This window comes from Streptomyces sp. NPDC058086 (assembly GCF_042885015.1).
Taxonomy (GTDB): Bacteria; Actinomycetota; Actinomycetes; order Streptomycetales; family Streptomycetaceae; genus Streptomyces.
In genome coordinates this window covers 1-25,282 of sequence record NZ_JBHVST010000049.1, presented here as the reverse complement: position 1 = coordinate 25,282, position 25,282 = coordinate 1, and the positions used below count along the sequence as shown (strand labels likewise).

The window sequence follows — 25,282 nt, the reverse complement described above, 5'->3', positions numbered from 1 at the left end:
CGCCGCCCCGGTGCGGATGGGACGCTTTTACACCTCCGCCCGCCGCCACCCCTGGGTACTGGGCAAGGTGGCGGACTGGCGCATCCCCCTCGGCCCCTACACCCCCGCGCAGATCGCGGTAGCCGTCGGCGGCGGCTTCCTTCTGGTCAAGACCATCAGCTGGTGGTCATGGATGGGACCCGTGCCGATCGCGGCCTGGCTGCTGGCGATCTGGGCGGTGCGCCGGGCGAAAATCAACGGCCGCGCTCCGATGCAGGCGGCCCTGGGCTTGGTACTGCTCGGCTGGCAGCCGCGCGGCGGACGGATCGGCGGCCGGGCCGCCCGCGACCACGCCCCCCGCGCGCTGCTTGGTGGCTTCACTCTCGAGGAGGCGCTCGCCCCCACCGCAGTCCTCACCCCCGCCGTCGCGGCCGCACCCGCCCGCGCCCCGGGGTGGCCTGCCCGCCGGACACCGCGCCGGAGCACAGCAGCGCAGCCCCCGTCCGCTCGCCGGCGCCCGGCGCCGGCTGCTCCCGCAGCGCCGGTGCGGCCGGTGTCGGGTGTGCAGCAGCTGCTCGCGCTCGCCCAGCAGGGGGGTGTGCGATGAGGGTGCCGATCCGTCACATCGCCGGGCACCTGGTCTGGTCGACGCACGGCAGCGTGTGGGCGCTCTACCGGCTGCACCGCGGACCGGACGCGCACGGCCGCCGCGAAGAGACCGTCCAGGGCACCTACGTCCCGGCCGCGGTCCGCGACGAGCAACTCGCGAAAATCACGCACTTGATCCGATCCCTGACGGGGGCGCCGCGCCTGTTCGGGCTGTGCGCACAGGTCGACCCGGGCGAGATCGCCCTGCGCATGATCGAGGGCATCGAGCCCGGCGACCAGCCCCCCGGCAGTACGCATCCGTGGGTGGAGAACGTCGAGGCCACCCTGGACCTGCTGGGAGAGCAGGAGATGCACCGCCGCACGCTCTGGCTGACGGTGCCGCTGCAAAGCGACACCGCCGGCGGGCAGGTGGCCGCGTCGCTCGGCGCGATGTGGGCAGACGTCGCGCCGATGCTGGGCATGCGCGCCGCCCCCGTGGCACGACGCGAGGTGACCTCCTACCGCGAGCAGGCCTCCCGGGTGGAAGCCGCGCTCGCCGGCGGCATCACCTTCCGCCCCGCACGCCCCGCGGAGATCGTGTGGATGATCCAGCACGCCCTCCACCGCGGTCTCGCGGAGCCCCTGCTCACCGAGGCCGAGACCAGCGAGCTGTACGGCGGGCAGATCCGTGACGGCGTGCTGCGCTCCCCCAGCTACGCCGACCTCGGCCAGGTCCGCCTGCAGGAAGGCGGCATCGACTCCGGCCTCGACGACGTCGACGAGCTCAAGAGCGCGAGCGGGATCACGCGGTCGGGTCGCAAGGCCTGGTGGCGGCTGAACACCGGCTCGCCGCTGGGGCGGCGCTGGCTGCAGGTCGAAACGGACGCAGGAGTCGGCTACCAGGCACAGTTGGCACTGGCCGAGTGCCCGCCCGCGGTCAGCCAGGACGCCGCGGATCTGTTCGCCCAGCTGGAGATGCTCGACTTTCCCGTCGACTACACCGTCGACCTCGCCCTGGTGCCGGCGGAGAGGGCCCGCGACCAGGTGCGGCGCAAGAAGAATGAACTGATCGACCAGGCCGACCAGTACGACGCCCGCCCCACCGGCATGCCCGCCTCCCTGACCGACGCCGCCCGCGACCTGGGCGAGCTGGACGCACGCCTGTCGCGCACCAGCGTGGAGGTCGAGGTCCAGTCGGTGACGGTCCTGACCGTGTGGGGGCCGACCGCCGCAGTCTGCGACGCCCGCGCCCGGGCCCTGGCCGCCCTGCTCGGCGGCGCCGACTACCGGGCCGTGCGTCCGGCCGGGCTGCAGGAGGCCTTGTTCGCCCTCGGGCTGCCCGGCACCGCGCGGCCCGGTGTGGTGCGGGAGTTCACCCAGCATCAGGTCAGCGAGGACTGGGCGTTGGGCGGGGCCTTCACGGCTGCGGAGGTCGGCGACCCCAACGGCATGTTCCTCGGCATCGACCTGGACTGCGGCACCACCCGCCCCGTGATGATCAACGTGGCGGATGCGCCGAAGCAGGACGCCTCCGCCTCCATGGGGATCATCGGCGATCTCGGCGCGGGCAAGAGCGTCCTGGAAAAGCTGATCTCCGAGTCGGTGTGGGCGCGCGGCGGGGTCGCGATCTGCATCGACCGCACCCCTGTGCGGGAGTGGGCGACCTTCGCCCGCACCGCAGCTGCGGGCCGCTGCCAGATCATCGACGCCGCCCAGGCCGAGGTGTCCATCGACCCGCTGCGCATGTTCGACGGCCCCGAAGGCCGCCACTACGCCCTGTCCTACCTCACGCTCCAGCTCGGCATCGGTCCGATGAGCACCAACGGGGAGGTCCTGCACCATGCCGTCGAGCGGGCCGCCGCCGGTGACGCCCCCTCCATGCACCGTGTCCTTCAGGTCCTCGACGAGATGGCCGGGGCGGAGGCGGGCAAGCGGCAGGACGCGGCCGCCACCCTCGCCGGCCTCATCCGCGTCGTGGCCGGCAACCCTCTTGCCGCGATGGTGTTCGACCCCACGCTGCCGCCCGTGCGGCTGGACGCCTCCAGCGCCTCCGACATGATCGTGATCACGACCACCGGTCTGAAGCTGCCGCCGAAGGCCGCCTTCGACAAGCCCGAGGTCCTGCACCAGCAGCCGCTGGAAGCCCTGATCGGCCGCGCGGTCCTCTACCTGATCGCGGCCATCGCCCGGCAGACCGCGTTCGAGGACCCCGAGCGGTTCACCGCCGTGGTGCTGGACGAGCTGTACTGGCTGACCTCGTCCGCCGAGGGCACCGCCCTGGTCCACGAGATCCTCCACGACGGCCGCAAGCACGGCGCCGGGCTCCTCGCCGGGTCGCACGACGCCGCCGAACTCGGCCCTGACCGCGGCCTGATGGCCTACCGCGCGCTCGCCCGCACCGCGGACCGCGAACGCGCCCGCCGCGGACTGGAGTTCCTCGGTCTCGACCCGAACGACCCCGAGCTGCTGCGGCTGGTGACCACCGGCCTGTCCCCCGTCGGACAACGCGGCCGCGAAGGCGAGTTCCTCATCGCGTGCCCGCGGCAGAACACCGGCCGCATCAAGGTCGTCATCCCCCGCATCGCGCGGATCTCCTCCTCCATCACCACCACACCCGGACGCCGCACGAGCGCTGCCCCGCACTCGGTACCTATAGCCGGTGAGGCCGTGGATGCGCGCCCGAAGGAGCACATCTCATGACCACCTCTTCCTGGGACCGCTCCCGGCACGTCACCGCCGCCAGCATCCTCATGGCGATCGCCGTCGCCGCCGGCGTGCTCATCCTGGCCCTCGGGACGAACATGCCGGAGCCGTGGTGGCCGCACACCGGGCAGGCCTTCGCCACCGACGCCCACTTCGCGCACCAGAACCCGTGCGACCGGATCGTGGGGCCCGCCAAGGAGTACTGCCAGCGCGGCACCAAGAACTCCGCCTCCGCCGGACACCGCAGTGTCGCCGGTGCGGCGTGGCGGCTGGGAACGGCCTGCGCGGGTCTGGCCGCCCTCGTTGTGTGGCGGCGCCGGAGTGCCGCTGGGCAAGGGCGGCGCTGACACATGTGGCGTCCAGACCGCGGCACCCTCCGCTCAGCCGGCTTTGTCCTGCTGCTCACCGGCGTGTTCGTCATGGTCAACAGCCAGGTCGTGTATGCGGCGAGCAGCAGCAGTGAGACCGGTGATCTGCTCTCGCCGCTGAACATCACCTCATCCGAGGGGGTGCCGATCAACGGGTACGAGCTGAACGCCGAAGGCGGGTCCATCGTCGCGTTCAGGTCCCAGGCGCTCGCGTTCGCCCTGTCCGGCCTGTTCACGCTGATCCGGCTGCTGGTGGGGCTCGCGGGATGGGCGATCGAGCTGGCCTTCCGCTTCCCGCTGCTGAAGATCCTCATCCAGCCGGCGCAGAAGGTCGCCGACTCCTACACCCACGTGGTCGTCGACACGCTCGGGCTGAAGGGGCTGCTGCTGGCCTGGGCGTTCGTGTTCGCCGGTTTCATGATTGTGCGCGGCCGGGTCGGCCGCGGTCTGGGCGAGATCTTCCTGACCCTGCTCATCGCGGCGCTCGCCGCGTCCGCCTTCGTCCGCCCCGACTACCTGCTCACCCAGGACGGCCCGTTGGGCCAGGCCCAGCAGGTGGCCGCCGAGGTGGCCCAGCAGACCGTCAACTCCTACGACTGGGGCGGCAAGCTCGCCAGCCGCGGCCCGTGCGACGGCATGGCCGGCAACCAGGAGCTCAAATGCCTTCAGCAGGAGGGGGAAGACCCCGTCTCCGCGGCGGAGGTGGCCCGCCCGATCCAGGACTCGATCACCAACGCCTTGATCGTCAAGCCCTACATGCTGCTGGAGTACGGGCGCATCCTCGACCCCGCCAAGGCGGCCGACCGGACGGCGTATGCGGTCCACCTGAAGTGGATCACCGGCGGGTACAAAGCCAGCGCGCAGAACAAGGGCAAGGGCGCCAGGAACGATGCCTGCCGGCGGATCAAGGGTGAGGCGAAGAAGTACTGCGAGCGCTCCACCAGCGATGTCCCCAGCGGAAGCGGCACTCTTCCGGCCCTGACTCCCGGGGGCGAACTGCTGGACGCCTCCAATGCCATCGTCACCGACGACGACCGGGAATTCTCTTCCTTCCTGGCCGACATGAAGCGGGCCGGCCCGGTCGGCAAGGCGTGTGCCGCCTATGCCGAGAAGCCCACCTGGTGGCGCGTCTGTGGCGCCGGGCTGCTGCTGATCGCCGCCCTGTTCATCTGCGGCATGCTCCTGTCGAGCGCGATCGTCCTGCTCGGCACTCAGGGCATCTGCGCCGCCGCCGCAGCGGCGGGTGGGGTCGCCTTCGTCGCCGGGATGCTGCCCGGGCCTGCCCGCCAGTCGGTGTGGAAGTGGCTGTCCCTGTGGGGCATCGCGATCCTCGCGCTGGTCGGGATCTGTGCGTTCGTGCCGTTCTTCGGCATCGCCGTCGACGCCACCATCACCAACGGCCCCGACCTGGTGGTCGAGCGGATCCTGCTGATCGACGTGCTGGCCATCGCCGGGGCGGCCGGGCACCGCAGGCTGCTGACCGGCATCACTTCCTTCGGCCGGCGCATGGCCATGCGGATGCGCTACGCCAAGGTCGGCGGCACCCACCTGCCCGGCGACACCTCCGAACTCGGCGCCGCCCTCGCCATGAACTCCCCCGCAGCGATGGGCGGCTACGGCGGCGGGCTGCGCGCCTTCACTGGAGGTGGTGGCCGGTTCGGGATGCTCGGCACCCGCCAGCGCCTCATGGGCGCCCTCGCCTCTCTGGTCGACGGAGCTGGCATGCCCGTCGACGCTGGGGGGCTGCTGGCCGACGCCACGGCCGAAGCCGGACGCGGTCTCGCACCGCTGACTGCCGCTGCGGCCGTCGGCGGCCTCGGAGCACGGCTCGGCGCGAAGGGCGCGCACTGGCTGCTCATCGGCAGGCGGCCCGACCGAGACAAGCTCCTCAAGTGGCGCAAGCCCACCGCCGACGGCGACCCGCACCCTGGCGGCGCGTCCCGAGGCGGACCGGGCGGGGGCGGACCGGGCGGTTCAGGCAGCGGCCGGCCGCTCAGGCCCGGCGGCCCGCCCGACCGGTACCGCAACGAGGACGGCCAGGTCGTCGACCGCAACTCCGGGCAAGTGCTGCACGACCAGAACACCGACCGCACCCTGCTGTCCACCCGCGCGCACAACCGGCTCGTCCGCTTCCGCGGCTACCGCATCCTGCACCGCGGCGGCCGCGCCGCCTACGGAGCGACAGTCGGCCTGCCCGCCACCGTCCGCGCTACGCGGACCGGCGGCTCGCGCTACTCCCAAGACGCCCGCCAGCAAGTGCAGGTATGGGGCAACACCGTCCGCCAGGACCTTCACGCCTGGGGAGACACCGGACGGCTGATCCGCCGCAACAACACCCCTGCCGTCCGTACCCAACCGCCGCCACCCAGGCCACCATTCCCACCCGGCCCTTCATCGCCCCCCGGCCCTTCGTCACCCCCAAGGCCGTCCTCATCTCCCAGGCTGCCCCGGTCCGGTGGACCCACAGGCGGTACGGGCCAGGCCTCCGCGCCGCCCAGCGCGCCAAGTTCCCTGGCCCCGCGGCCCACCGCTCCGGGGAGAATCAGCGACACCACGCGCAGCGAGGCAGAGGCCCGGTTCCAGGAGCTGCTGCGGCGTACCGCGCCCGATGCCGAAAGGCTCCGCCAGCAGCAGGAGCAGGCGCAGATGGCGCGAGCCTATAGGGAGGCGCGGCGCATGGGGGCCGAGGTCGACTGGCTGGCCCCGGCAGAGCCCGAGGACGGTGACGGCCCGTGACCCGCCGCCGCAGCCGGAAGGCCAAGTGGGGCTGCCTGACCGTGATGCTGCTGTTCACCGCGGTGTGCTGCGCCGCGCCCATATCCGGAGCGATCAGCGCGGTCGTCGCGCTGCAGAGCGCCGCGAGAGACGACGGCGGGATCGCCGAGGGCGGCACGGCCGCCGACATCCCGCCGCGCATGCTCACCGCCTACAAGAAGACCGTCCAGCTCGTCGGCCAGTATGTGCCCCGGTGCCGCGGCATGCGCTGGCCCATCCTTGCCGGGATAGCCAAGGTCGAGTCCAACCACGCCATCGGCCGCACCATTGCCGGCAACGGCGACATCCGCCCGCGCATCTACGGCGTGCTGCTCAACGGCTCCGGAGCGGGCGGCAACACCACTGCCTTCCCGGACACCGACAACGGCCGGTGGGACGGCACCGCCAGCGGTGAACGCGCGGTCGGCCCCTTCCAGTTCCTCCCCTCCACCTGGACGTCAATTGGCAAGGACGCGAACGGTGACAAGACCGCCGACCCGCACAACGCCGACGACGCTGCCCTCGGCGCCGCCGTCTACCTGTGCGGAAACGGCCGCAACCTGGCAAAGCGGCCCCAGCTCGAGTCGGCGATCCTGCAGTACAACCACTCCACCGAATACCTCGCGAATGTGCTGGGCTGGATCGACCAGTACACCGCGGCCGCCAAGAGCCCGGACCTGAAGAACGTGTCCGGGAGGGTCCGCACCGTCCTCGAGGTAGCGCTCTCCCAGCGGGGTGTCCCGTACTCGTGGGGCGGCGGCAACGCGAGCGGGAAGTCGTACGGGATCTGCTGCTCGCCGAGCGGGAAGAGCGGCTCGGACATCAAGGGCTTCGACTGCTCGGGGCTGACCTTGTACGCGTACGCCAAGGCCGGCATCAGCCTCCCGCGCACCGCGGCCGCCCAGGCCTCCGTAGGCCGACGGATTCCTGCCGGCCTCGGCAAAAGCGTCCTCAAGCCCGGTGACCTCGTCTTCTACGCCTACGCCCCGGGCCGGGATTCCACGATCTACCACGTCGGGATCTACGTCGGCAGCGGCCGGATGGTCAACGCCGCCCGCCCGGGCACCCTGGTCCGTCTGGACGCGGTCGATGCGATGTCCGGCTACGCGGGAGGGGCCCGATTGCTGTGACCACTTCCATGCCGCGCTCCCCGCGCATGCTGGTCATCGCCACCGTGCTGCTGGCCGTGTGCGGGCTGGGCCTGCTGGCCATCCCCCAGGCCAGGGAGCCGTCGGACTCGCCGAAGGCGCCGGGCTCCTCAGCCCCGGTGCCCCGCTCTCCGGCGGCCTCCCCCGCCAAAGGCTCTGCGGCGAACGACATGCCCGCACCGACCCACGCAGCAAGCAATCCCACCCAGGGCGCTGCCGTGTCTGTGCTGCCGCCGCACGGCGAAGGCGTGGCAGGCGACCGCGCTATTCAGGAGGCACTGGACGCTGCCTGGCCCGCGGACCTCCCGCCGGGTGACGCGCGGCAGCTGCTGGCGATGGGCCGGTCCCTGCTGCGGGCGGACGCCACCGGCGCCGGCCGCGGGAGGTGGCCCACGGTCTTCACCGCCGAAGGCCGGGCGCTGGCACCGGCGTTCGCCCGGTTCCGCATCCAGGCCGCGATCGCCCGCCAAGGCGGCGGAGGCGGCCGGGCCGTGGTGCACCTGGTGTGGGCCGGGGCCGACCGCGGCGGCACCTACACCGACGGCCGCATCACCGACTGGCACTTCACCCACACCACAAGGAAGGGATCGCCCACGTGGACTCCGCTGCCCCGCACCTGAACGCCGGTGCGACAGTGTCCGGACAGGTGCCCGGCCTGCTCACCACGCTTGCCCACGGCGCCGGATGGCTCACCGGCCACTGGTATCTGTTCGTGCTGGCCCTCGCCGCGGTCTGGGGTTTGGGTGGGATCGTCGTACGGCGGCTGGCGCTGAAGGCGTCGGCCGAGCGGATGGCGCTCGAACTCGCAGCGTCCCGGCACTTCGACCCGGGCCTGGAAGAGATCTTCCGCCGCGGGTTGCAGCTGGCCCGCGCCTCCACCAGCCTGCCCTGGTGGGCGCCGCGAAGGTCGAAGGCGGTGCAGATCAGGCTGCGCGCCGACGGCTCCAGCCCGCTCCGCTACCGGATCGAAGGCCCTGCCGGTGCGCAGCGTCTGCTGTCCATCACGCCGTTCGGCCCGGACGTCACCGTCAGCCGGGCCCGGCCGATCGCCGACGAGCCGCGCGAGCACACCGTGCGGGCGGAGTTCATCCTGCGGGGCAGGCCCACCGCTCCGCTGCGTGAGGTGCCGCTGGATCCGGACCCGCTGCAGCCCCTCGTGGACGCGGTGTCCGATCTGCGGGCCGATCTCGGTGACCTCGCCGAAGTCCGCCTGGACATTCAGCGGGCGCCGAAGTGGGCGTTGCGGGCGCGCCGTCTGCAGCTGATGCAGGCCGCGCGGCGCGCGGAGCGTCGCGAGACCGCGCGTGCTGCCCGCTGGGTGCGGCGCGACGCAGCGGGGTTCGAGGATTCGCTCGGCTGGCATCTGCAGCAGCTCATCAGCGGCAGGCAGGGCGGGGCCGCCGGGCGGCGGCTGGTCATGCCGCCGGTGCCGCGCCGGGTGGACCGGGCCGAGGCGCTGGGCAAGCTCGCCGAGGACGACCACCTGGTGCGGGTGCAGCTGCTGATCATGTGCGCGTCCAGGGTGGAAGGCCGCGCTCAGGCCCGGCTCGCGCAACTCCAGGCCGCTCTGGACGTGTTCGGCGGGCGCTCCCGGTGGGCGATGCGCGGGCTGCGGGTGGGTCCGTGGCGGCTGGGCGCCGATCACTGGCCCAGCCGCCGTGCTTTCGAGCGGCGCTGGAGGCATGGGTACTGCCAACCGCCGCGGGCCAACTGGGTCCGGCTGGAGGAGCTCACCGGTCTGCTCAAGCCGCCGACCGTGCACTGCCGGGTGCCGCTGCTCGCCGGTGACCTGCCGTCATTCACCTTCGGTGACCCCGAGTTGCTGCTGCAGGGCCTCTACCGGGGCCCGGACGGACGCCGTCGCATGGTGGCCACCTACGCGGCCGAGACCCTGTTCGAGTGCGCCGTGGGCAAAGCGGGCGGCGGCAAAACCGAACGCGCCCTCGCCCAGGCCATCGGCTGGGCCCATGCCGGTGGCGGGCTGATGTTCCTCGATCCGCACCGCGACTCCTGGCCGCGCGCCGCGCCGTTCCTCGCCCACGACCACCTCATGGACCGGATCGCGCTGATCGATCTCAACGCCAACGGCCCAGCGCCCCAGGTCAGTTCGTGGAATCCGCTGGGGATGCAGCACGGGCCGGCCCCGCACGAGGTCGTCGAGGCCCTCACCGATGCCTTCGCCGCCGCCCTGGGATGGGACGACGCGAACGCCCCCCGCGCGATCACCATCCTTACAGCCGCGCTGTCCGTGCTCGTCGCCGTCAACCAGGCGGCCTGCCAGGCAGGCCGCCCCGAGGACCAGGCCACGGTCTTTCACACGCGGGCCCTGCTCACCGACCCCGACTTCCGCGCTGCGGCCCTCGCCGCCACCGCCGACCGGCTCGACGAAGAGACCCGCTCCTGGTGGAAGACCGTGTTCCCGGCCCTGCCCGCCGACGCCTTCGCCGTCGTCCTCAACCCCCTCGCCCGACTGGCTGCCAACCCCGTCACCCGGGCCTTCCTCGGCCAGGGTGCCGGCGTCTACAACGCCCGCGCCGCGATGGACCACCGGATGATCGTGTGGGTGTGCCCGGCCGGGAACGGGCCCACCGACCGGCTGCTGACCGCCCTGCTCGCCCGGGACCTATTGCGCGCGGTGCGCTCGCGCCGTGACACCCCCGAAGAGGACCGGGTGCCCTTCCGGCTGTACTTCGACGAGCTGATCACCCTGACCGGCGCAGCCCCGGAAACCATCGCGTCGATGTTCGAGGACTTCCGCAAGTACAAGGCCACCGTCCACGGCATGACCCAGCTCCTCGCCCGCCTCCCGGCCCCGGTGCGGCTGTCGCTGACCCAGAACGCCTCCACGCTGGCCAGCACGGCCGGCTCCACATCGGCCATCACACCCATCACCGCCGAGTGGGGCGACAGCCCCACCCCCGCCCAGGTCGCCGTCCTGGACCGCTTCGAACACTACGTGTCACTGACCGTCCGCGGCCGCCGCGTCGGACCGCTGCGCCTCACCGGACCCCATCTCGACGAGGTGTTCGCCGACCAGGCCCGCCCCGGCAAAGTCGCCGCCCTTGAACACGCCGCCCAAGCCACCGCCAGCGCCCTTCCCCTCCATCAGCTCACCGCCCGCGCGGCCGGCCAACTCGGCCGCGTGGCCGCCTTCCTCGCCCAGCACACCCCCGCCAGCGCTCCATTGCGCCTGAACAAGCCGAAGGGATACCGATGACCATCGCCCCGCTCTCCGCCCGGTCCGAGCCGTCCGGGCTCGCGCCCAGTCCCGTCGAGCCGCTGCCGCACCAGCTCATGGCCGCGCTCGCCCAGCACCGCATGGCCACCACCAGCCAGCTCCACACCCTGCTGCGGCCCCACGCGACCCGGCAGACCCTCTCCAACCCGCTCAACAAGCTGCGCCGCAAAGGCCTGCTCGACTACACGGTGCTGCCGCAGTCCAACCGGTCCCGCGCCTGGTTCCTGACCTCCGGCGGCGCCCGCCTCACCCGGGACTGGCCGGCGCTGCGCGGCCGTCCCCCCTACCCCATCAGCTCGGCGACAGCCGCCTCCCTGCGCACCCCGCACACCCTCACCGTGGTCCGCTCCCACCTGGCCTTCGTCGCCGATGCCCGCCGCCGCGGTGACGAGCACGGCCACCTGGACTGGACACCCGAGGTCTCCCACCCGCTCAGCGACGGCGAGAAAGTCATCGCCGACGCGGTCATGCACTACACCCTCGCCGGTAGTGAACAGCGCACGAAACTAAGGGCGTTCATCGAAGTCGACCGCGCCACCATGGGCAGCGAACGCCTCGCCGCAAAGCTGATCGAGTACGCACGGCTGTGGTCGTACGAACCGCAGCCCATCGGCCGCGCACGCTCCCGACGCCAGCAGGCCGGGGCAGGGGCGGCCTGGCTGCGCTGGTATCCGGTCTTCCCGCGCGTGCTGTTCATCCTGACCGGCGCCACACCGCACGTACTGGCCAACCGGATCAGCGACTTGCAAGCCATGACCGAACAGCATCCACTCGTCGCCGCCCTGGCTCGCGAAGTGCCCCTCGGTGCCGCCGTCCTCGACGACCTCGAAACCCACGGCCCGACCGCGCCGCGGTGGGTACCGCTCGCAGGCGGGAAGCCACGGCCGTGGACCGAGCTGTGATGTTCCAAATTGCAGGATCAGGGCCGTTTGAGGCGCCACATGCATGGCTGACGCGTACCAGCACCAGCACCAAAGGGTGGGCTGGGAGGACGCCGACAAGGATGATTGTCGATTGCAAAGACAAGATGTGACTGAAATTGAGCCAAGTTACCTGTGTTGTTGGCAAATTAAGACAGAAACCATCTGGCATATGCGTAGCCTTCTCGCTACGCAAACGCACCAGATCGCGGACCTGGGGCTGCCACATAGAGGCCGCCAGCGACTGCGGTGACGTCACACGGGGAGACAGCGTGACACGAGCTCGACTTCAATTGAGGACTTCTGCCGTTCGCGCACGAAACAGCGCAGCGCTCATTTCGCTCATCGGCTGTTGCACCGTCGCCCTGACCGCGTGCAGCGACAACGGCAGCACGGATAGCAAGGCCAAGGGGACGTCTTCCCCGTCAGCTTCTGCGCCGTCGACGCCAGCCGAGACCACGGTGTCGCCCAGCGTAGATCCCGGGGCCCCGATCGAGACCGCCTACCGCAAGTACTGGGACGAGAAGGTCGCGGCGTACGCGAAGGCCAGCGTCAAGGGCACAAACTTGAAGAAGTACGCCGTCGCCGAGGCCTATTCCGCGGCGGAGACTGAAGTCAACGCGCTCAAGACCAAGGGGCTCGTTGCCACCGGCAAGCCGGTGCTGGCCCCCAAGGTCACCTCTGTCGACACGAAGCGCCAGGTGCCTCAGGGCTCGCTGACCGATTGCACGGATGTCTCGCAGTGGAAGCTCGTCAAGCAGGCCAGCGGTGAGGAAGTCACGCTACCCGAGGGCCGGTTGACGAAGTACGTCACCAAGGTGGTCGCGGAGAAGTGGTACGGCCACTGGGTGATCGTCAAAGTCACTCCGGAGGAGCGGACATGCTGAGCCGTCACGCCGTCTCCTTAGCGTTGGCTTCCGCGTTAGTTGTCGCAGGCGTCGCCTCCGCCCACGCAGGCGACGGCCCGGACATCAGCAAGGGCAACTGCGACCTGATGTCGTTCTGCGTGGGCGTCGGAACCAACGGGAGCAACGGCGGCAGTGACCGGGGCTCCGGGGAGGGAAAGCAAACCTCCAGTGGGGGCAAGAAGCCCGAGTGCACGGTACGCAAGGCGGATCCGCAGCCGCCTCCCGGCAGTCTCTTCTATGGGGGCGAAGGAAAGATCGTCTACGAACGGACCTGCGGCACCGGATTGACCACCTTCTTCGCCGCGGCTCCTGGCGCGAACGTCCCAGCAGTGGATCCAGCGGTGCTTGCCCAGCAGGCCGTCGACAAGATGCAGCTGATGGGCCCCGACATCGCCAGCCCGAGGGCGGCCGGAAAGTACGCCGTGGGCGTGCCCATGTGGATGTGGGTCAACCAGAGCGCCACGACGTTCGGGCCCAACACGGCCTCGGCGACGGCCGACGGCGTGACTGTCACAGCGACCGCGAAGGTGTCGAAGATCGTGTGGCGGACGGGCGATGGCGCGGCGGTGACCTGCACCGGCGCCGGGACCGCTTACAAGGCCTCAGATGGGATGTCGGAGTCGCCCACGTGCGGGCACGTCTACACCACGACCTCGGCAGGTGCGCACGGCGGCAAGTACGGGGTGACTGCGACATCGACGTGGACGATCGACTGGCAGGTCGCCGGGGGCGGCAGGGAGACCGGTCAGCTCGCCGAGACCCGGCAATCCCAGATGCAGGTGCCGATCGGTGAACTTCAGGTCGTCAGGTAAAGCCGCCGAAAGGACAGAGCGTTGAGCAAGACCAAAGAACGCACGCACTCGGTCGCCGCCAACGGTGTGCCCCCACAGCAGCAGGGAGCCGGTCCCGTGGCGCCGCCGCGGGTCTCGGCACGTCGCCGCCGGCCAGGCGTGATCGCCCTGTCGCTGGCGCTGATCGCCGCCGGTGGCGCCGGTGTCGCAGTGCTCCTTTTGCAGGTCGGCCACCGCACGCAGGTGGTAACGGTAGTGCGCGACGTCCAGGTCGGGCAGGTGCTCACGGAACAGGACCTGGGAAAGGCCTCCATTTCCCTTGATCCAGCGGTAAAGGCAGTTCAGGCCAACGAATTGGATTCGGTCGTGGGTAAGCGGGCTGCCGTCGAACTCAAGCCCGGCTCGCTGCTGACCCGTTCGCAGGTCACGAAGGACTCCCTGGTGAAGGCTGGCGAGCAACTGGTGCCGATCGGGCTCAAGCCCGAGCAGGTCCCGGCCACCGCGCTGGTGCCGGGCCAAAAGGTGGAGCTGGTGCACGTCCCCGCGCAGGGCGCCACGGACACGGGCAAGACGTCCGACACCCCGCCGCAGACCATCGCGGGACGGGTCGTAAAGGCCTCCAGTGCCGCCCCCGGTACCGGAGTTGTGGTTGTCGACGTCGCCACCTCCGCCAACGACGGCCCTACCGTCGCCTCCTGGGTCTCCTCCAGCACTCTGCGGCTCGTCCTCGATGCGCAGGACGGCAACTGATGAGTGTCATCGCTCTGGCCGGCTGCAGCGGAGCTCCCGGCGTGACCACCAGCGCCCTCGCCATGCTGCTGTCGTGGCCGCTGGAGGTGGGCAGGAAGATGGTTCTGGCCGAGTGCGACCCAGACGGCGGGGCCGTGCTGCACGGCCTGCTGCAGGGCACGCTCGGCGATCGGTACGGGTTGCGCAACCTCTCGGTCGCTGCCCGTAAGGGCGAGTTCGGGGACGCATTCTGGCGCCAGCTGATCGACCTGAGCGGCGAGGACGGCAAACAGGAGTCGCCGCGCGACCGGTTGCTGTTGCCGGGTATTACCGATCCCGCGCAGGCTGCGAGTCTGGGGTCAGTGTGGAAGGCCCTGGGGGTGACCTTCCACGGTATCGAGGCCGAGCACGGCCACGACGTCCTGATCGACCTCGGCCGCAGAGGCGCCTTCGGCCCGCCGGGCGTCCTGGCCGAGCAGGCCGACGCCGTGCTCGTAGTGGTCCGCAACACCCTGCGCTGCCTGCAGGCAGCGCAGGCCCGGGTGAGCCAGCTGGAGGAGCGGGTCGGCGACGTCGGCCTGCTGGTGATCGACGAAGGTCCCTACCCCTCGGGCGAGGTTCAGCGGGTGCTGCAGGTACCGGTGGTAGCAACCCTGCCGTACGCGCCGAAGGACGCACGTGTGCTGTCTGACGGCGCCGAGCAGACGCGTCACTTCACCAAGTCGCCCCTGATGAAGGCCGCCCGGACGTCCAGCGCCCTGCTTGTACAGCGCGCCGCTGTACGGCGGGCCCGCCTCGATCCGCGCAGCGCGTTCGCCGCGGGCGGGGAGGTGACCCGTGCGCGGTAGGCCTCTGCACACCGATCCCATCGTGGCTCCGCCGCCCGGCCGCCCCCCACGGGCGCCGCACCAGGCGAACTGGACACCCGCCGGTGCTGCCTCGAGTACGCATGCGCTCGGTGCCGCGGCGCCTCAGGTCACCGTCGATTACCGGGTCGCCCGGCACATCGCGGCCCAGGTCGCCAAGCAGCGCGAGGAACTGCTGAAGACCTCGCCGGATATGGACCGGGCCAGCGAAGAGCAGCGCTGCCTGGACTGGATCAACGAGGCAGTCGCGCTGTGGTCGGATGCCCAGGCGATGGCGCCGCAGGAAGACGAAGCACTGCGGCGAGCCGTCTATGACCTGCTGTTCCGTGCCGGGCGGCTCCAGCCGTATCTGGACGATGATCGGGTCGAGGACATCATCATCCAGGGGCCGAACGAAGTGTGGCTCGACTACGGCGACGGCCAGCGCCGGCTGGTCGGCCCGATCGCGGACTCGGAGGAAGAACTGCTGGAGTTGCTGCGGGAGTTGGCCCGGGGGTCCGGGCACAGCGAGCGCACCATCTCCACAGCGAACCCCACCCTCGCCCTGTCCCTGCAGGACGGCTCCCGGCTGCAGGCCATCACCGGGCTGGGCCCGATGACCTATGCGGTCATCCGCCGGCACCGGGTCTCTCACGCCGATCTCGACGACCTCGTCCGGCTGGGCACGATCGACCATGTCTTGCGGGAGTTCCTCGGCGCGTGTGTGCGCGCCGAGAAGAACATCATGATCGCGGGAAAACAGAAGGCGGGGAAGACTACGCTGCTGCGGGCGATGCTCAAGGAGTTCGACCAGGAGACCCGGTTTGCCACCATCCAGACCGAGGACGAGCTCTTCGCCCACAGCAACGGCTACCACCGGCAGGTCGTCTCCCTGGTCGGGCGCGAGTCCAACGGGGAGAAGGATGTCACCGGCCGCGGCGCCGGCGAGGTCACCCTCCTGGACCTGATGCATCCGGCGCTTCGGATGTCGCTGGAGCGGATCGTGGTCGGCGAGGTCCGTGGTCCCGAGGTCGTGGCGATGATGCAGGCGTTGACGAACGGCTCGGGCGGCAACCTGTGCACGATCCACGCCCGACGGCCCGACATCGTCTTCGACCGGATCGCCGAGCTCTACGCGCTCGCCCAGGAGAACCTGTCCGAGCAGCTCGCCTACCGGCAGACCGCCAACGGCCTCGATTTCATTGTGTACGTCGACATGACGGATGAGACGCGGATCGGGGGCCGCCGTCACCGGTATGTCAGCCACATCCTGGAGCTGACCGGGATCGGCGAGTCCGGCCGTCCCGCCACCAACGAGGTCTTCTCGCCTGGTACCGAGTTCGGAGAGTTGCGTGCCGTGCCGCGGATGGACCCGGGCTGCATCGATGATCTGCGCCGTGTCGGTTTCGATTCCGCCCTGCTGCAGCAGCCCTACGGCGCCTGGCAGGCGCCACTGCCGCTGATGGTAGGGGTATCGCGATGATCCTGTTGTGGGCGCTGCTGAGCGGGATGGCCGTCATCGGCGGGCTGATCGGCGTCGTTGCAGGTCTCGTGGGCACGACGGCGCCGCGTCGGGTCCCGCTGCGGCACCGGTGGCAGACCCTGCGCGCCGGGAAGGACCAGGGTGAGGATGTCCGGCTGCGCCGGCGGACCCTCACAGCCGCGGCGATCGTGGTCTTCGTGACGGCGTGGCTGGTCTCGGGGAACTTCGTGGGCGGTGCGCTGCTCGGTGCGGCTGTCGTCGGCGTGCCCTGGCTGATCTCTCCCGCGCAGATCGCGCAGGAGCGCATCGGCCAGCTGGAGGCCCTGAGTGAGTGGACCCAGCGGCTGGCCGGACTGCTCCGGCTCGGGATGGGCCTGGAGCAGGCGATGATGGCCAGCCGTCAGGGCGCGCCGGACGAGCTTGCCGCGCAGATCAGCAACCTGTCCGACCGGCTGCGTCTGGGGTGGCGGCCGGAGGGGGCGCTGCGCGCGTTCGCCGATGAACTGGACGATGTGACAGCGGACAAGGTGGTCGCCGCGCTCATCCTGTCCGTCAACGACCGTGGCCCGGGCCTGGCTCAGGCTCTGGAGGACCTGGCGGGCACGGTCCGCGACGAGGTCGCCAAGAAGCGCGCCATCGAGGCGGACCGGGCGAAGCCGCGCACCACGGTGCGGTGGATGACCGTCATCACCGTGGGCGTCGTGGTGGCCGGGTTCTTCGTGCCGTCCTACACCAAGCCCTACTCCACACTCCTCGGCCAGCTGGTGCTCGCCTTCCTGACCGCCGGGTTCATCGGGGTGCTCGCCCTGATGCGGCAGCTGGGTAACTTCCGCCGCATCCCCCGCTTCATGATCACCGACCCGTCCAGCACCGTCCGGCTGCCCGCGCCCGCGACGGCCCCGGACGTACCGGTCGCCGGCCGCGAGCCGGAAGGAGTCACCTCGTGAACCTGCTTCCCGTCGTCCTGACCGGCGGCACGGTCGGCGCTGGCGTCGCCCTGCTGGTGCGGGAACTCCTGCGTCCTCAGCCCGCGTTGGGGCCGGCCCTCGCGCGCAGCGGCCCGGCCAGCTTGACCATGCCCGAACCGGAACTGGACCGCGAGGAAGTGTGGGGCCGGTGGCTGCTGGCCCGCCTCGAGCGCCTGCCCGGCGTCCGGATGCCCACCACCAACCTGGCGCTCCTCGGCCAGGGCCCGGGCCAGTTCATGCTAAAGAAGACCGCGCTTGCCGCTCTCGGCCTGCTCTGCCCCGTGATCGCGACGATTCCGTGGATCATCGCGGGCGTCTCCCTGCCGTTCTACGTGCCCGCCGGCGTCGGACTCCTCATCGCGGGGCTGCTGTTCATCACCCCGGATCTCGCCGTGCGGGACCAGGCCAAACGGGCGCGTGAGGAGTTCGCACACGCCCTGTCCGCCTACCTCGACCTGGTTGCACTCAAGCGGGCCGCCGACGCCGGGCCCGCGGAGGCCCTGGAGAAGGCCGCCGAGGTCGGCCGCGGCTGGCCCTTCCTGTATCTGCAGGGCGCGCTGCGACGGGCCCGGATGGAGAAGATCCCGCCCTACCAGGCGCTGACGGAACTCGCCGAAGAATACGAGCTGCCCGTCCTTACCGACGTCGCCGACATCATGCGGGGTTCGGCCACCGACGGCGCCGCCGTCTACAAGGCGCTGCGGGCCCGCACCGCCGCGCTCAACGCCGAACTGCTGGCCGACCAGGCCGCTGAGGCGAATGGCGCCAGCGAGAAGATGACCGCTCCGGGAGCCCTGCTCGCCGTCCTGGTCATGCTCCTGATGGCATTCCCCGCGGTCATCCGCATGCTCACCGTTTAAGACCACTTCGACTCGCTGAACCGCTGAAGGAGCAAGGAGTTCCGATCATGAATCACACCGCAGCCCGTACCTACCGTGCGGTGCACTGGGCGACCACTCGTCTGCAGGAGAGCCTGGAGGAGGCCAGGCGCCGACCGGACCGCGGGGACATCAGCACGACGACCGTCATCATCTGGGTCGCCGCCGTCACCGGCGCTGTACTGATCGCCGGGACCATCGCCGTCGTGATCGCCAAGTACAACGGCAAGCTCAACGGACTGTGACCCGTGATGATTCGTCCCGAGCGGCTGACGGAGTGGTGGCAGGGGCGAAGATGGCGCGACGACCGAGGTGACACCAGCATCCAGATGGCGATCATCTTCCCATTCGTGCTGCTCGCCACGGTCGCCGTCATCCAAGCCTCCATGTGGTACTACGCACGGCAGATCGCGCTGACCGCCGCCCGCGAGGGGGCCACCGCGGCCCGCGCCTACCAGTCGAGTCCGGCCGACGGTGCCGCCCAAGCTCGGAGCGTGCTGGAGCGCACCGCGGGGGACAGCCTGGGCAACTACAGCGTTTCCGCCAGCAGCAACGGCCAGCGTGTACAGGTACAGGTGTCGGGAACGGCCATGTCCATGATCCCGGGCGTTTCCGGCCTGCAGGTCACCCAGTCCGCGTCCGGGGCCGTGGAGCGCTGGACGGTCCCGGGAGGGTGAACCACGTGCGATACATGGCCCCATGGGCTCGAAGGTTCCGCAGCGATGAGGGCAGCGCCGCGATCGAGGCCGCTATCGTCCTGCCGTCGCTGATCATGTTCATCTGCCTGGCCATCGCCGGCGGACGCCTCGTCACTTCCGGCGCGAAAATCGACGCAGCCGCCGAGGATGCAGCCCGGGAAGCCTCCATTCACCGCACGTCGGCTGCCGCCCAGGGCGCCGCGCAGTCGGCGGCCGCCGAGTCCCTGAACGACCAGGGCATCAAGTGCGCGTCCACCAGCGTCGCCATCAACACCGGCGGGCTCAACGTGCCGGTGGGTCAGGTGGGGACGGTCACGGTGACCGTGACCTGCACGGTCAACCTCTCCGATCTGCTCCTGCCCGGCACGCCGGGTTCCCGCACGCTTACGTCGACGGCCACCTCGGTAGTGGATCAGTACCGGCAGAGAGCTCTTGGGTTCGCGAATTCTGAAGTGCCGTGGAGTACGAACCGAAGTGTGGGTGCTGAGCAGTGAGCGCGCAGGGATGCTTGGGTTCACGTTCCGTGCGTCGAGCGTGCTCGGGCTCTTGTCTGGCAGGTTGCTCGTGCTGTGAGCCAGACGGTCTCAAACTCACCGGCGGTAAGGTCGTGCGGCTCGTGGGCGTCCCACTCGTGGACAGGAACCTCCGCCGTGGCGCCGAACGTGGCTTCGTAGTCTGCCAGGGTTCCGGCCTGTTGGGCGGCTTCCCATTCGGCCAACGAGGCTGCGGCGATGGGCTTCTCGAGCGGCCCCTGGAGTTCAACCTGGCGGTTGACCCAGCCATCGGCGTCGACCTCGAAGTAGAACCAGGTGTCTTCCTCGGCCCAGTAGCTGCGAAACCAGCGTGTCATCTCCCCATCCCTTGCCGTGCTGTGGCGGGCATTCCGGGTTCGTGTGCTGTCGGTGGCCTATATGACGGTCTTGCAGTACACGCCGTGTCCGTGATCACGAGCCCGGCGAGCCAGGGCGCGAAACTCGACGATGGTGTCTTGGACGTCGATGAAGTCGGCGAAGTTGGCTTCGGGGATGTCGAACCACTGAAGTGTGAGCAGCGGCAGGTGTTCGTCATGGATCTCGGCGAGCGTTGCGATCCACTCGTCGGGCAGTTGTTGGAGGAACAGGCCGGTCTCCCAGGGAGACTCCTGTCCTGGCCTGTCCTCTCCTTGCGGCCACAACCTCTCGTCAGGCCATGCGAGTGCAGGTGCGGTGGCATGGGCGTCGAAGGGGATTCCTTTGGCGAATGCTATGAGCTGCCCCAGCACGACGTTCGGATCGAGGCCCTTGGCGTCGAACCAATCGACGTCGTGCTCGTCGAGACCGGTTCCGGAGTGCTGATCCCAGTCTCCGTGGGGACCGACGGACCAGTCGATCGCGGCAGAGGTGTCCGGTGCCCGGAAGTAGTCGTGCAGTATGCCCATGGCCTGAAGCGTAGCGACTGCGTATCACGCGGAATCGAAGCCGGGATGGTCGACGACGTTGGTGTAGCGGAGCCTGGCGTTGATGGACAGGCCGAACAGGTCGTGCAGACGCTTGGCATCTCCGCGGCTGGCCATGGCTTCGGCGAGGATGCGGTCTTCGCGGATCGAGCGGCAGCTGACGCCTGGGCCGAGGAGCAGCTTGATCCAGCGGACGCCGACGTTGCGGGTTTCCATGGCGCTGCGGCGGTTGATGAACAGGTGCGGGTTGGCGGTGTTGGGCCAGGTAGCGGTGCGGTGGTCCAGGTAGGTGGCGATACGTTCGCGGACGGGCGGGGCCAGGGGGATCTTGCGGTCGTCGAGGTGAAGCCAGCCGGCGCTGACGTCGACGAGTTGGAGGTTGCACACCTGGCTCGTACACAGTCCGTAGAAGGCGACAAGAGCGGCGACCGCGGCGCGCGCGGGGTCGGACTGATCGAGCAGGGCTTTGATGGCGGCCGTGTCGGCCGGCAGGGGCTCGCGGGGTGGGTGGTAGCCCAGGCGCATCCGCCAGGTGGGGTCGGCGAACAGCACGTGATCCTGCTTGAGCAGGTGGAAGAGCGAGCGCAGACCCTGGCAAGCACCAGAGCGCGACCTGCAACGGCGACTGCTGCCGAACCTACGGCTTTTCCGACACGGGGTGACAGATGATGTTGCGTCAGATCGGTCTGCTCCGGGCACGGTTGGATGACCGGGGAGGCGTCACGGTGTTCGTCGCCGTGTGTGTCGTCGCGCTGATCGGCATTATCGGCGTCGCCGTCGACGGCGGCAGCAAAATGCGCGCCACCGAGCGGGCCGACTACATCGCCGGGGAGGCCGCCCGGGCAGGCGGGCAGGCCATCGATCCGGCCCAGGCCGTCACCGGCCAGGCGATCGTGGTGAACCCGCAGGACGCACAGGCTGCCGCCCAGGCCTACCTGCGCACCGCCGGCGCCACCGGCACGGTCAGCGTGTCCGGCGACGGCAAGACGCTGACCGTCACGGTCACCGACTCCTACGACACGAAGTTCCTCCCCGTGGTCGGCATTGGCAGCCTCGCGGTGACCGGCCATGGCAAGGCGACCCTCCTGCACGGCGTCACCGCTCCCGAAGGAAGCTGATGAGTACCCCCCAGTCCCCCGCCGCCGCGGGTTCCACCCTGGCCCGGATCCTCAAGGCCGCGGCCAGTCTGCTGGTCCTGGCCGGCACGGTCGCCGGGCTGCCGCTGCTGCTGGCCTGGGTCACCCCGGTCATCTGGGCTTCCAGCCACGACGACCTCAGACACCTGCTGGACCGGCAGGACACCGGGGCGGCGTTCCTGGTGCTGCTCGTCGCCGTGGGGTGGATCGGATGGGCGCAGTTCACGTTCTGTGCCGCACGGGAGTTGATCGCGCAGGTGCGCGGCCAGAGCTGGCATGCCCCGCGGGGGTTCGGCTCCTCACAGCGCGCCGCGGCTCTCCTGATCGGTAGCATCCTGGTCCTGCTGCCCGCGAGTTCGGCTCTGGCCTCCGACGCCCACGCCGCACCGGCCACCACCGCGGGCCGCCTGCCCGGCCAGACCCAGGCACCGCAGGCCGCTGGGACCGATCAGGCCTCGACGACGGTTGCGAGCACAGCGCAGTCCCGTACGTACACGGTGCAAGATTCCCGGCCCGCGGAGAGCCTGTGGAGCATCGCCGAGCGGCAGTTGGGCGACGGCGAGCGGTGGCGTGAGATCGCCGCGCTGAATGAGGGCCGTGCCATGGCCGACGGCCAGGTCTTCAAGGCCAACAGTTTTCTGCAGCCGGGCTGGCAGTTGGAGATGCCGGATGCCGCCGGATCGACGGGAGGCGTCCGTACGCAGCTGGTTGACGGTGCCGGGGCTGCTGCCGAGGCGAGCGAGCACGTCGTCACGGTGCGCTCGGGAGACTACCTGTCGAAGATCGCAGAGGAGGAACTCGGTGACGGCAACCAGTGGCCGGAGCTGTTCGAGGCCAGCCGTGGCAAGCCGCAGCCGGACGGGCTGCCCACGATCTCCGATCCGGACGTGGTCTACGCAGGCCAGCAGGTCACCATGCCCGGCGCCCAGCCCCAGCAGCACGATCCGTCCCAGGGCAGCGAGCACGGCGACGAGGAAAGCAGCCCGCAGCCGGCTCCCCCGGCCACTCAGAAGCCGGACGGCAAGCAGAAGCCGGGCGCCGACACGGGCGATACGCCCGCGCCGAGCGACACCACCACGCCCGCGCCGGAGTCGTCGGCCCCCAGCACGCCAACCAGCCGTCCGGCCGAGCAGCCCGGGCAGGAGCAGGGTGCTCCCTCCACGACGACTTCCGCGACGCCCCGCCCCAGCATCAGCGCCTCCCCTTCTGCCGCCTCCCCGTCGGTGTCGGCTGAGCCGTCCGGCTCTGCTGTCTCCTCCCCCGCCGCCACGGCGTCCGAGGCGCCTGCACCGGCCACGGCCGGCAGTCCGCTGAACCTGCGCACTGTTCTCGGCGCGGGCGCGCTGCTGGCCGCCGCCGTCACGGGCGCTCTCGCCCTGCGCAGGATGCTGCAGCGCCGACGGCGCAGGCCCGGCGAGAAGATCGCCATCGCGCCGGAGACCTCCACGGCCGAGGCCCAGCTGGCGGCGGCCGCCGAACCGGGCGGGGCAACGCGCCTGGACGTGGCCCTGCGGACCCTGGCCCACCAGCTGTCCCAAGAGGACGACGCCGCACAAATCCCGCAGCTGCGGACCGCGCGGATCGGCACCCGCGCGCTGGAGGTGCTGCCCGAGGACCTCGCCCAGAAGCCGCAGGCACCCTTCGTGTCCGGGCAGGGTGGCTGGTGGGTCCTGCCCGCCGACGCAGTCCTCCTGGACGAGGAGACTGCCCGCGAGGTGCCGGCCCCCTATCCGGCGCTGGTAACGATCGGCAGCACCGAAGCGGGGGACCTCCTGCTGCTCAACCTCGCCCAGGTGCCCGCCGTGCTGCTGGACGGCAACCCGGTCCACATCACCGAGGTATGCACCTCCCTCGCCCTGGAGCTCGGCATGAGCCCGTGGGCGAGCGACGTCGAGGTCGTCACCATCGGGTTCGGCGAAGACCTGCCGCAGCTGCTGCCCACCGCGCGGATCGCACACATGCGCCACGCCGCGCACGCGCTGCGGGACCTGAGCGAACGGCTCCTGGAAGCGCACCAGATGCCCGAAACCCAGTATCAGCCGTACCTGCTGCTGTGCGCGTCCGCTCTGGACGCGGACCTTGCCTGGGAGTTCGCCGACGTCATCGACAAGGCTGGGCCTGTTCCTGTCACCTTGGTGGCCCCGGCGAGTACGGCGGCCGCACACTTCCCTGAGGCTAAGATCCTCAACGCTTCGCTCGGCGAGCCGCAGCAACTCGACTACCCCGGCACTGAGATCACGGTGCAGCGTCTGGAGCATGCCGCCTACCTGCAGATCACCACCGCGCTGAAGGTGTCCGGGCAGCCGCCCCACCCGGCCAAGGGGCCCTGGCAGGAGGTTCCGGACGAACCCGACAGCAGGCAGCAGCCCCAACGTCTCGCGCCGGAGGAACCCACCACACCCACGAGTAACACTGCTACGCGCCCCTCGCTAGCGGAAGCAGCGGACATGAGCGCCGAGATCTTCCCCGCCCTGCTCGCCGCCTCCACCGACCCGGCCGGACTGCACCTGCTGCCCACCGCCGAGGCGCCGGCCGAGGCCGAGGAAGACCCTGCCGACAACGGCTCCGGCACCGAGACGACGACGGATCCCGTCCCAGCGGCCCCGGAGACGGACGGGGGCGAGAACTCCGGCGATGAGAGCATGGCGCAGGAGGTTGAGGAGAGCGAGGCGCACGACCTGCACGCGCCGGAGATCCGGGTCCTGGGCCCGGTCGAGGTGACGGGCGTGGACAGCACCGGCCACGGCCCTCGGATCGCCCAGCTCGCCGCACTGCTGTATTTCCGGCCCGGACGCAGCGCAGACGTCCTGTGCGCTGACATGGACCCCATCAGCCCCTGGTCGGCGAGCACCCTCAATGCTCGGCTGCAGGGCCTGCGCCGTTCCCTGGGCAGCGATCCCGCCGGCCACCCCTACGTGCCGCGCCGCAAGTCCGGCGACGATCCCTATCGGCTCTCCCCCGGCGTGCGCTGCGACTGGACTCGCTTCCTTCAACTCGTCGAGCGCGCCCTGCCCCTGGGGCCGGCCGGCCTGCCGGACCTGGAAAGGGCACTCACGCTGGTGCGGGGCCGGCCGTTCGGAGGCAGGCCTCTGCCCTGGGCCGAGCCCTACCAGCAGGAGATGATCACCCGGATCATCGACGTGGCACACACCGTGGCCACCTACCGCACCTCCGCGGGTCCGCACCACGACCTCAGCGCGGCCCGACAGGCCGTCGCGACCGGCCTCGACGCCGACGACACGGCAGAGCTGCTCTACCGGGACTGGATGCGAATCGAGGCCGCCGCGGGGAACCGACAGGGCCTCCACACCGCCATCACCCGCGTCCAGCAGATCAACCGCGCCTTGGACTGCTCACTGGAGATCGAGACCGAGCAACTCATCAACGACCTCCTGATCACCAACGACAGACAGGCCCCGGCCCAGTGATCATCCTCCAACAGAACAGCCACTGCGGACCATCGCAAGGCCCGGCGCTCGATCTGCCCCACGGCACTGCTCAACGCGTACGTGTGACAGTCGTTGAGATACGAGGTCTTTGATGGGGAAAAGCCAGCAGCGCGGGACAGCAGGGAGCACGACGCCAGCAGCACAGCTTGGTCGGGCACACCGCATCTTGATCGGTGTGGTCGTCGCCGGTGCGCTCGTCATCGCGGGTATCGGCTTCGCCGGTTCGTACGCGGCCGTGCGCGAGCTGGCCCTCAAGAAGGGCTT

At 70.4% G+C, this 25,282-nt stretch carries 24 protein-coding genes; 21 read left to right on the top strand and 3 right to left on the bottom strand.

All coding sequences use genetic code 11. From position 1 onward, the window contains the following. Window positions 1–16: 16 nt before the first annotated feature. The 18 genes from ACFVWD_RS31685 to ACFVWD_RS31600 all read left to right on the top strand — a co-directional run bounded on the left by ACFVWD_RS31685 (window position 17) and on the right by ACFVWD_RS31600 (window position 19,492). The gene (locus ACFVWD_RS31685) at window positions 17–586 is read left to right on the top strand and encodes a hypothetical protein (protein ID WP_389601118.1); all 570 of its coding nucleotides are present in this window, start codon (window positions 17–19) and stop codon (window positions 584–586) included. Further along, the gene (locus tag ACFVWD_RS31680; RefSeq protein WP_389601028.1) at window positions 583–3,267 is read left to right on the top strand and encodes an ATP-binding protein; all 2,685 of its coding nucleotides are present in this window, start codon (window positions 583–585) and stop codon (window positions 3,265–3,267) included. The genes ACFVWD_RS31685 and ACFVWD_RS31680 overlap by 4 nt, the downstream gene beginning before the upstream one ends. After that, a complete protein-coding gene (locus tag ACFVWD_RS31675; RefSeq protein ID WP_389601027.1) occupies window positions 3,264–3,617 on the top strand; it encodes a hypothetical protein in 354 nt (117 codons plus the stop codon). Before ACFVWD_RS31680 ends, ACFVWD_RS31675 begins: the two co-directional genes overlap by 4 nt. A 3-nt stretch (window positions 3,618–3,620) precedes the next feature. Further along, window positions 3,621–6,374: a hypothetical protein gene (locus tag ACFVWD_RS31670; RefSeq protein WP_389601026.1), complete on the top strand. Its 2,754-nt coding sequence runs from the start codon at window positions 3,621–3,623 to the stop codon at window positions 6,372–6,374. After that, on the top strand, window positions 6,371–7,522 hold the full coding sequence (locus tag ACFVWD_RS31665) for a C40 family peptidase (protein WP_389601024.1): 1,152 nt from the start codon (window positions 6,371–6,373) through the stop codon (window positions 7,520–7,522). Before ACFVWD_RS31670 ends, ACFVWD_RS31665 begins: the two co-directional genes overlap by 4 nt. After that, window positions 7,519–8,160, top strand: coding sequence for a hypothetical protein (locus ACFVWD_RS31660; protein WP_389601022.1), 642 nt, complete (start codon window positions 7,519–7,521; stop codon window positions 8,158–8,160). The genes ACFVWD_RS31665 and ACFVWD_RS31660 overlap by 4 nt, the downstream gene beginning before the upstream one ends. Then, on the top strand, window positions 8,136–10,757 hold the full coding sequence (locus ACFVWD_RS31655) for an ATP/GTP-binding protein (RefSeq protein ID WP_389601020.1): 2,622 nt from the start codon (window positions 8,136–8,138) through the stop codon (window positions 10,755–10,757). Before ACFVWD_RS31660 ends, ACFVWD_RS31655 begins: the two co-directional genes overlap by 25 nt. After that, a complete protein-coding gene (locus ACFVWD_RS31650; protein WP_389601018.1) occupies window positions 10,754–11,680 on the top strand; it encodes a replication-relaxation family protein in 927 nt (308 codons plus the stop codon). The genes ACFVWD_RS31655 and ACFVWD_RS31650 overlap by 4 nt, the downstream gene beginning before the upstream one ends. Before the next feature lie 290 nt (window positions 11,681–11,970). After that, on the top strand, window positions 11,971–12,585 hold the full coding sequence (locus ACFVWD_RS31645; RefSeq protein WP_389601016.1) for a hypothetical protein: 615 nt from the start codon (window positions 11,971–11,973) through the stop codon (window positions 12,583–12,585). Then, window positions 12,579–13,418: an ATP/GTP-binding protein gene (locus ACFVWD_RS31640; RefSeq protein ID WP_389601014.1), complete on the top strand. Its 840-nt coding sequence runs from the start codon at window positions 12,579–12,581 to the stop codon at window positions 13,416–13,418. The genes ACFVWD_RS31645 and ACFVWD_RS31640 overlap by 7 nt, the downstream gene beginning before the upstream one ends. Window positions 13,419–13,439: 21 nt before the next feature. Beyond that, entirely contained in the window at window positions 13,440–14,147 is a 708-nt protein-coding gene (locus ACFVWD_RS31635) for an SAF domain-containing protein (RefSeq protein WP_389601012.1), read from the top strand. Next, window positions 14,147–14,974, top strand: coding sequence for a hypothetical protein (locus ACFVWD_RS31630; RefSeq protein ID WP_389601010.1), 828 nt, complete (start codon window positions 14,147–14,149; stop codon window positions 14,972–14,974). Before ACFVWD_RS31635 ends, ACFVWD_RS31630 begins: the two co-directional genes overlap by 1 nt. Beyond that, on the top strand, window positions 14,964–16,454 hold the full coding sequence (locus ACFVWD_RS31625; RefSeq protein WP_389601008.1) for a CpaF family protein: 1,491 nt from the start codon (window positions 14,964–14,966) through the stop codon (window positions 16,452–16,454). The genes ACFVWD_RS31630 and ACFVWD_RS31625 overlap by 11 nt, the downstream gene beginning before the upstream one ends. Continuing rightward, the gene (locus ACFVWD_RS31620; RefSeq protein WP_389601006.1) at window positions 16,451–17,401 is read left to right on the top strand and encodes a type II secretion system F family protein; all 951 of its coding nucleotides are present in this window, start codon (window positions 16,451–16,453) and stop codon (window positions 17,399–17,401) included. Before ACFVWD_RS31625 ends, ACFVWD_RS31620 begins: the two co-directional genes overlap by 4 nt. After that, window positions 17,398–18,282 carry a type II secretion system F family protein gene (locus tag ACFVWD_RS31615; protein WP_389601004.1) on the top strand — a complete coding sequence of 295 codons (885 nt, stop codon included), beginning with the start codon at window positions 17,398–17,400 and terminating at the stop codon, window positions 18,280–18,282. Before ACFVWD_RS31620 ends, ACFVWD_RS31615 begins: the two co-directional genes overlap by 4 nt. 47 nt (window positions 18,283–18,329) lie before the next feature. After that, entirely contained in the window at window positions 18,330–18,545 is a 216-nt protein-coding gene (locus tag ACFVWD_RS31610; protein ID WP_389601002.1) for a hypothetical protein, read from the top strand. A gap of 6 nt (window positions 18,546–18,551) precedes the next feature. Next, entirely contained in the window at window positions 18,552–18,977 is a 426-nt protein-coding gene (locus ACFVWD_RS31605; protein WP_389601117.1) for a TadE/TadG family type IV pilus assembly protein, read from the top strand. A gap of 14 nt (window positions 18,978–18,991) precedes the next feature. Next, window positions 18,992–19,492, top strand: coding sequence for a TadE/TadG family type IV pilus assembly protein (locus ACFVWD_RS31600; protein WP_389601115.1), 501 nt, complete (start codon window positions 18,992–18,994; stop codon window positions 19,490–19,492). 20 nt (window positions 19,493–19,512) lie between these two features. On the opposite strand, the gene ACFVWD_RS31595 is transcribed toward ACFVWD_RS31600, so the two are convergent. Genes ACFVWD_RS31595 through ACFVWD_RS31585 form a run of 3 tightly spaced genes read right to left on the bottom strand, consistent with a single transcriptional unit; the run spans window position 19,513 to window position 20,985 of the window. Next, window positions 19,513–19,848, bottom strand: coding sequence for a hypothetical protein (locus ACFVWD_RS31595; RefSeq protein ID WP_389601000.1), 336 nt, complete (start codon window positions 19,846–19,848; stop codon window positions 19,513–19,515). A 57-nt stretch (window positions 19,849–19,905) separates the two neighbouring features. Then, window positions 19,906–20,415 carry a hypothetical protein gene (locus ACFVWD_RS31590; protein WP_389600998.1) on the bottom strand — a complete coding sequence of 170 codons (510 nt, stop codon included), beginning with the start codon at window positions 20,413–20,415 and terminating at the stop codon, window positions 19,906–19,908. A gap of 24 nt (window positions 20,416–20,439) precedes the next feature. After that, the gene (locus ACFVWD_RS31585) at window positions 20,440–20,985 is read right to left on the bottom strand and encodes a hypothetical protein (RefSeq protein ID WP_389600996.1); all 546 of its coding nucleotides are present in this window, start codon (window positions 20,983–20,985) and stop codon (window positions 20,440–20,442) included. A gap of 113 nt (window positions 20,986–21,098) precedes the next feature. Between ACFVWD_RS31585 and ACFVWD_RS31580 the strand changes: the two genes are divergently transcribed. The 3 genes from ACFVWD_RS31580 to ACFVWD_RS31570 form a co-directional block, all read left to right on the top strand. Continuing rightward, window positions 21,099–21,551: a pilus assembly protein TadG-related protein gene (locus tag ACFVWD_RS31580; protein WP_389600994.1), complete on the top strand. Its 453-nt coding sequence runs from the start codon at window positions 21,099–21,101 to the stop codon at window positions 21,549–21,551. Beyond that, entirely contained in the window at window positions 21,551–24,997 is a 3,447-nt protein-coding gene (locus ACFVWD_RS31575; protein ID WP_389600993.1) for a hypothetical protein, read from the top strand. The genes ACFVWD_RS31580 and ACFVWD_RS31575 overlap by 1 nt, the downstream gene beginning before the upstream one ends. A 112-nt stretch (window positions 24,998–25,109) precedes the next feature. Next, window positions 25,110–25,282, top strand: a 173-nt coding sequence (locus ACFVWD_RS31570; RefSeq protein WP_389601113.1) for a DUF2637 domain-containing protein, incomplete at its 3' end; no start/stop codon positions are given.

Bases quoted from the DNA above. Each gene is read 5' to 3' on its own strand.
- ACFVWD_RS31685 (WP_389601118.1), top strand. From the start codon at position 17: ATGGGACGCTTTTACACCTCCGCCCGCCGCCACCCCTGGGTACTGGGC.
- ACFVWD_RS31680 (WP_389601028.1), top strand. From the start codon at position 583: ATGAGGGTGCCGATCCGTCACATCGCCGGGCACCTGGTCTGGTCGACG.
- ACFVWD_RS31675 (WP_389601027.1), top strand. From the start codon at position 3,264: ATGACCACCTCTTCCTGGGACCGCTCCCGGCACGTCACCGCCGCCAGC.
- ACFVWD_RS31670 (WP_389601026.1), top strand. From the start codon at position 3,621: ATGTGGCGTCCAGACCGCGGCACCCTCCGCTCAGCCGGCTTTGTCCTG.
- ACFVWD_RS31650 (WP_389601018.1), top strand. From the start codon at position 10,754: ATGACCATCGCCCCGCTCTCCGCCCGGTCCGAGCCGTCCGGGCTCGCG.
- ACFVWD_RS31640 (WP_389601014.1), top strand. From the start codon at position 12,579: ATGCTGAGCCGTCACGCCGTCTCCTTAGCGTTGGCTTCCGCGTTAGTT.
- ACFVWD_RS31630 (WP_389601010.1), top strand. From the start codon at position 14,147: ATGAGTGTCATCGCTCTGGCCGGCTGCAGCGGAGCTCCCGGCGTGACC.
- ACFVWD_RS31620 (WP_389601006.1), top strand. From the start codon at position 16,451: ATGATCCTGTTGTGGGCGCTGCTGAGCGGGATGGCCGTCATCGGCGGG.
- ACFVWD_RS31610 (WP_389601002.1), top strand. From the start codon at position 18,330: ATGAATCACACCGCAGCCCGTACCTACCGTGCGGTGCACTGGGCGACC.
- ACFVWD_RS31605 (WP_389601117.1), top strand. From the start codon at position 18,552: ATGATTCGTCCCGAGCGGCTGACGGAGTGGTGGCAGGGGCGAAGATGG.
- ACFVWD_RS31600 (WP_389601115.1), top strand. From the start codon at position 18,992: ATGGCCCCATGGGCTCGAAGGTTCCGCAGCGATGAGGGCAGCGCCGCG.
- ACFVWD_RS31595 (WP_389601000.1), bottom strand. From the start codon at position 19,848: ATGACACGCTGGTTTCGCAGCTACTGGGCCGAGGAAGACACCTGGTTC.
- ACFVWD_RS31590 (WP_389600998.1), bottom strand. From the start codon at position 20,415: ATGGGCATACTGCACGACTACTTCCGGGCACCGGACACCTCTGCCGCG.
- ACFVWD_RS31580 (WP_389600994.1), top strand. From the start codon at position 21,099: ATGATGTTGCGTCAGATCGGTCTGCTCCGGGCACGGTTGGATGACCGG.
- ACFVWD_RS31575 (WP_389600993.1), top strand. From the start codon at position 21,551: ATGAGTACCCCCCAGTCCCCCGCCGCCGCGGGTTCCACCCTGGCCCGG.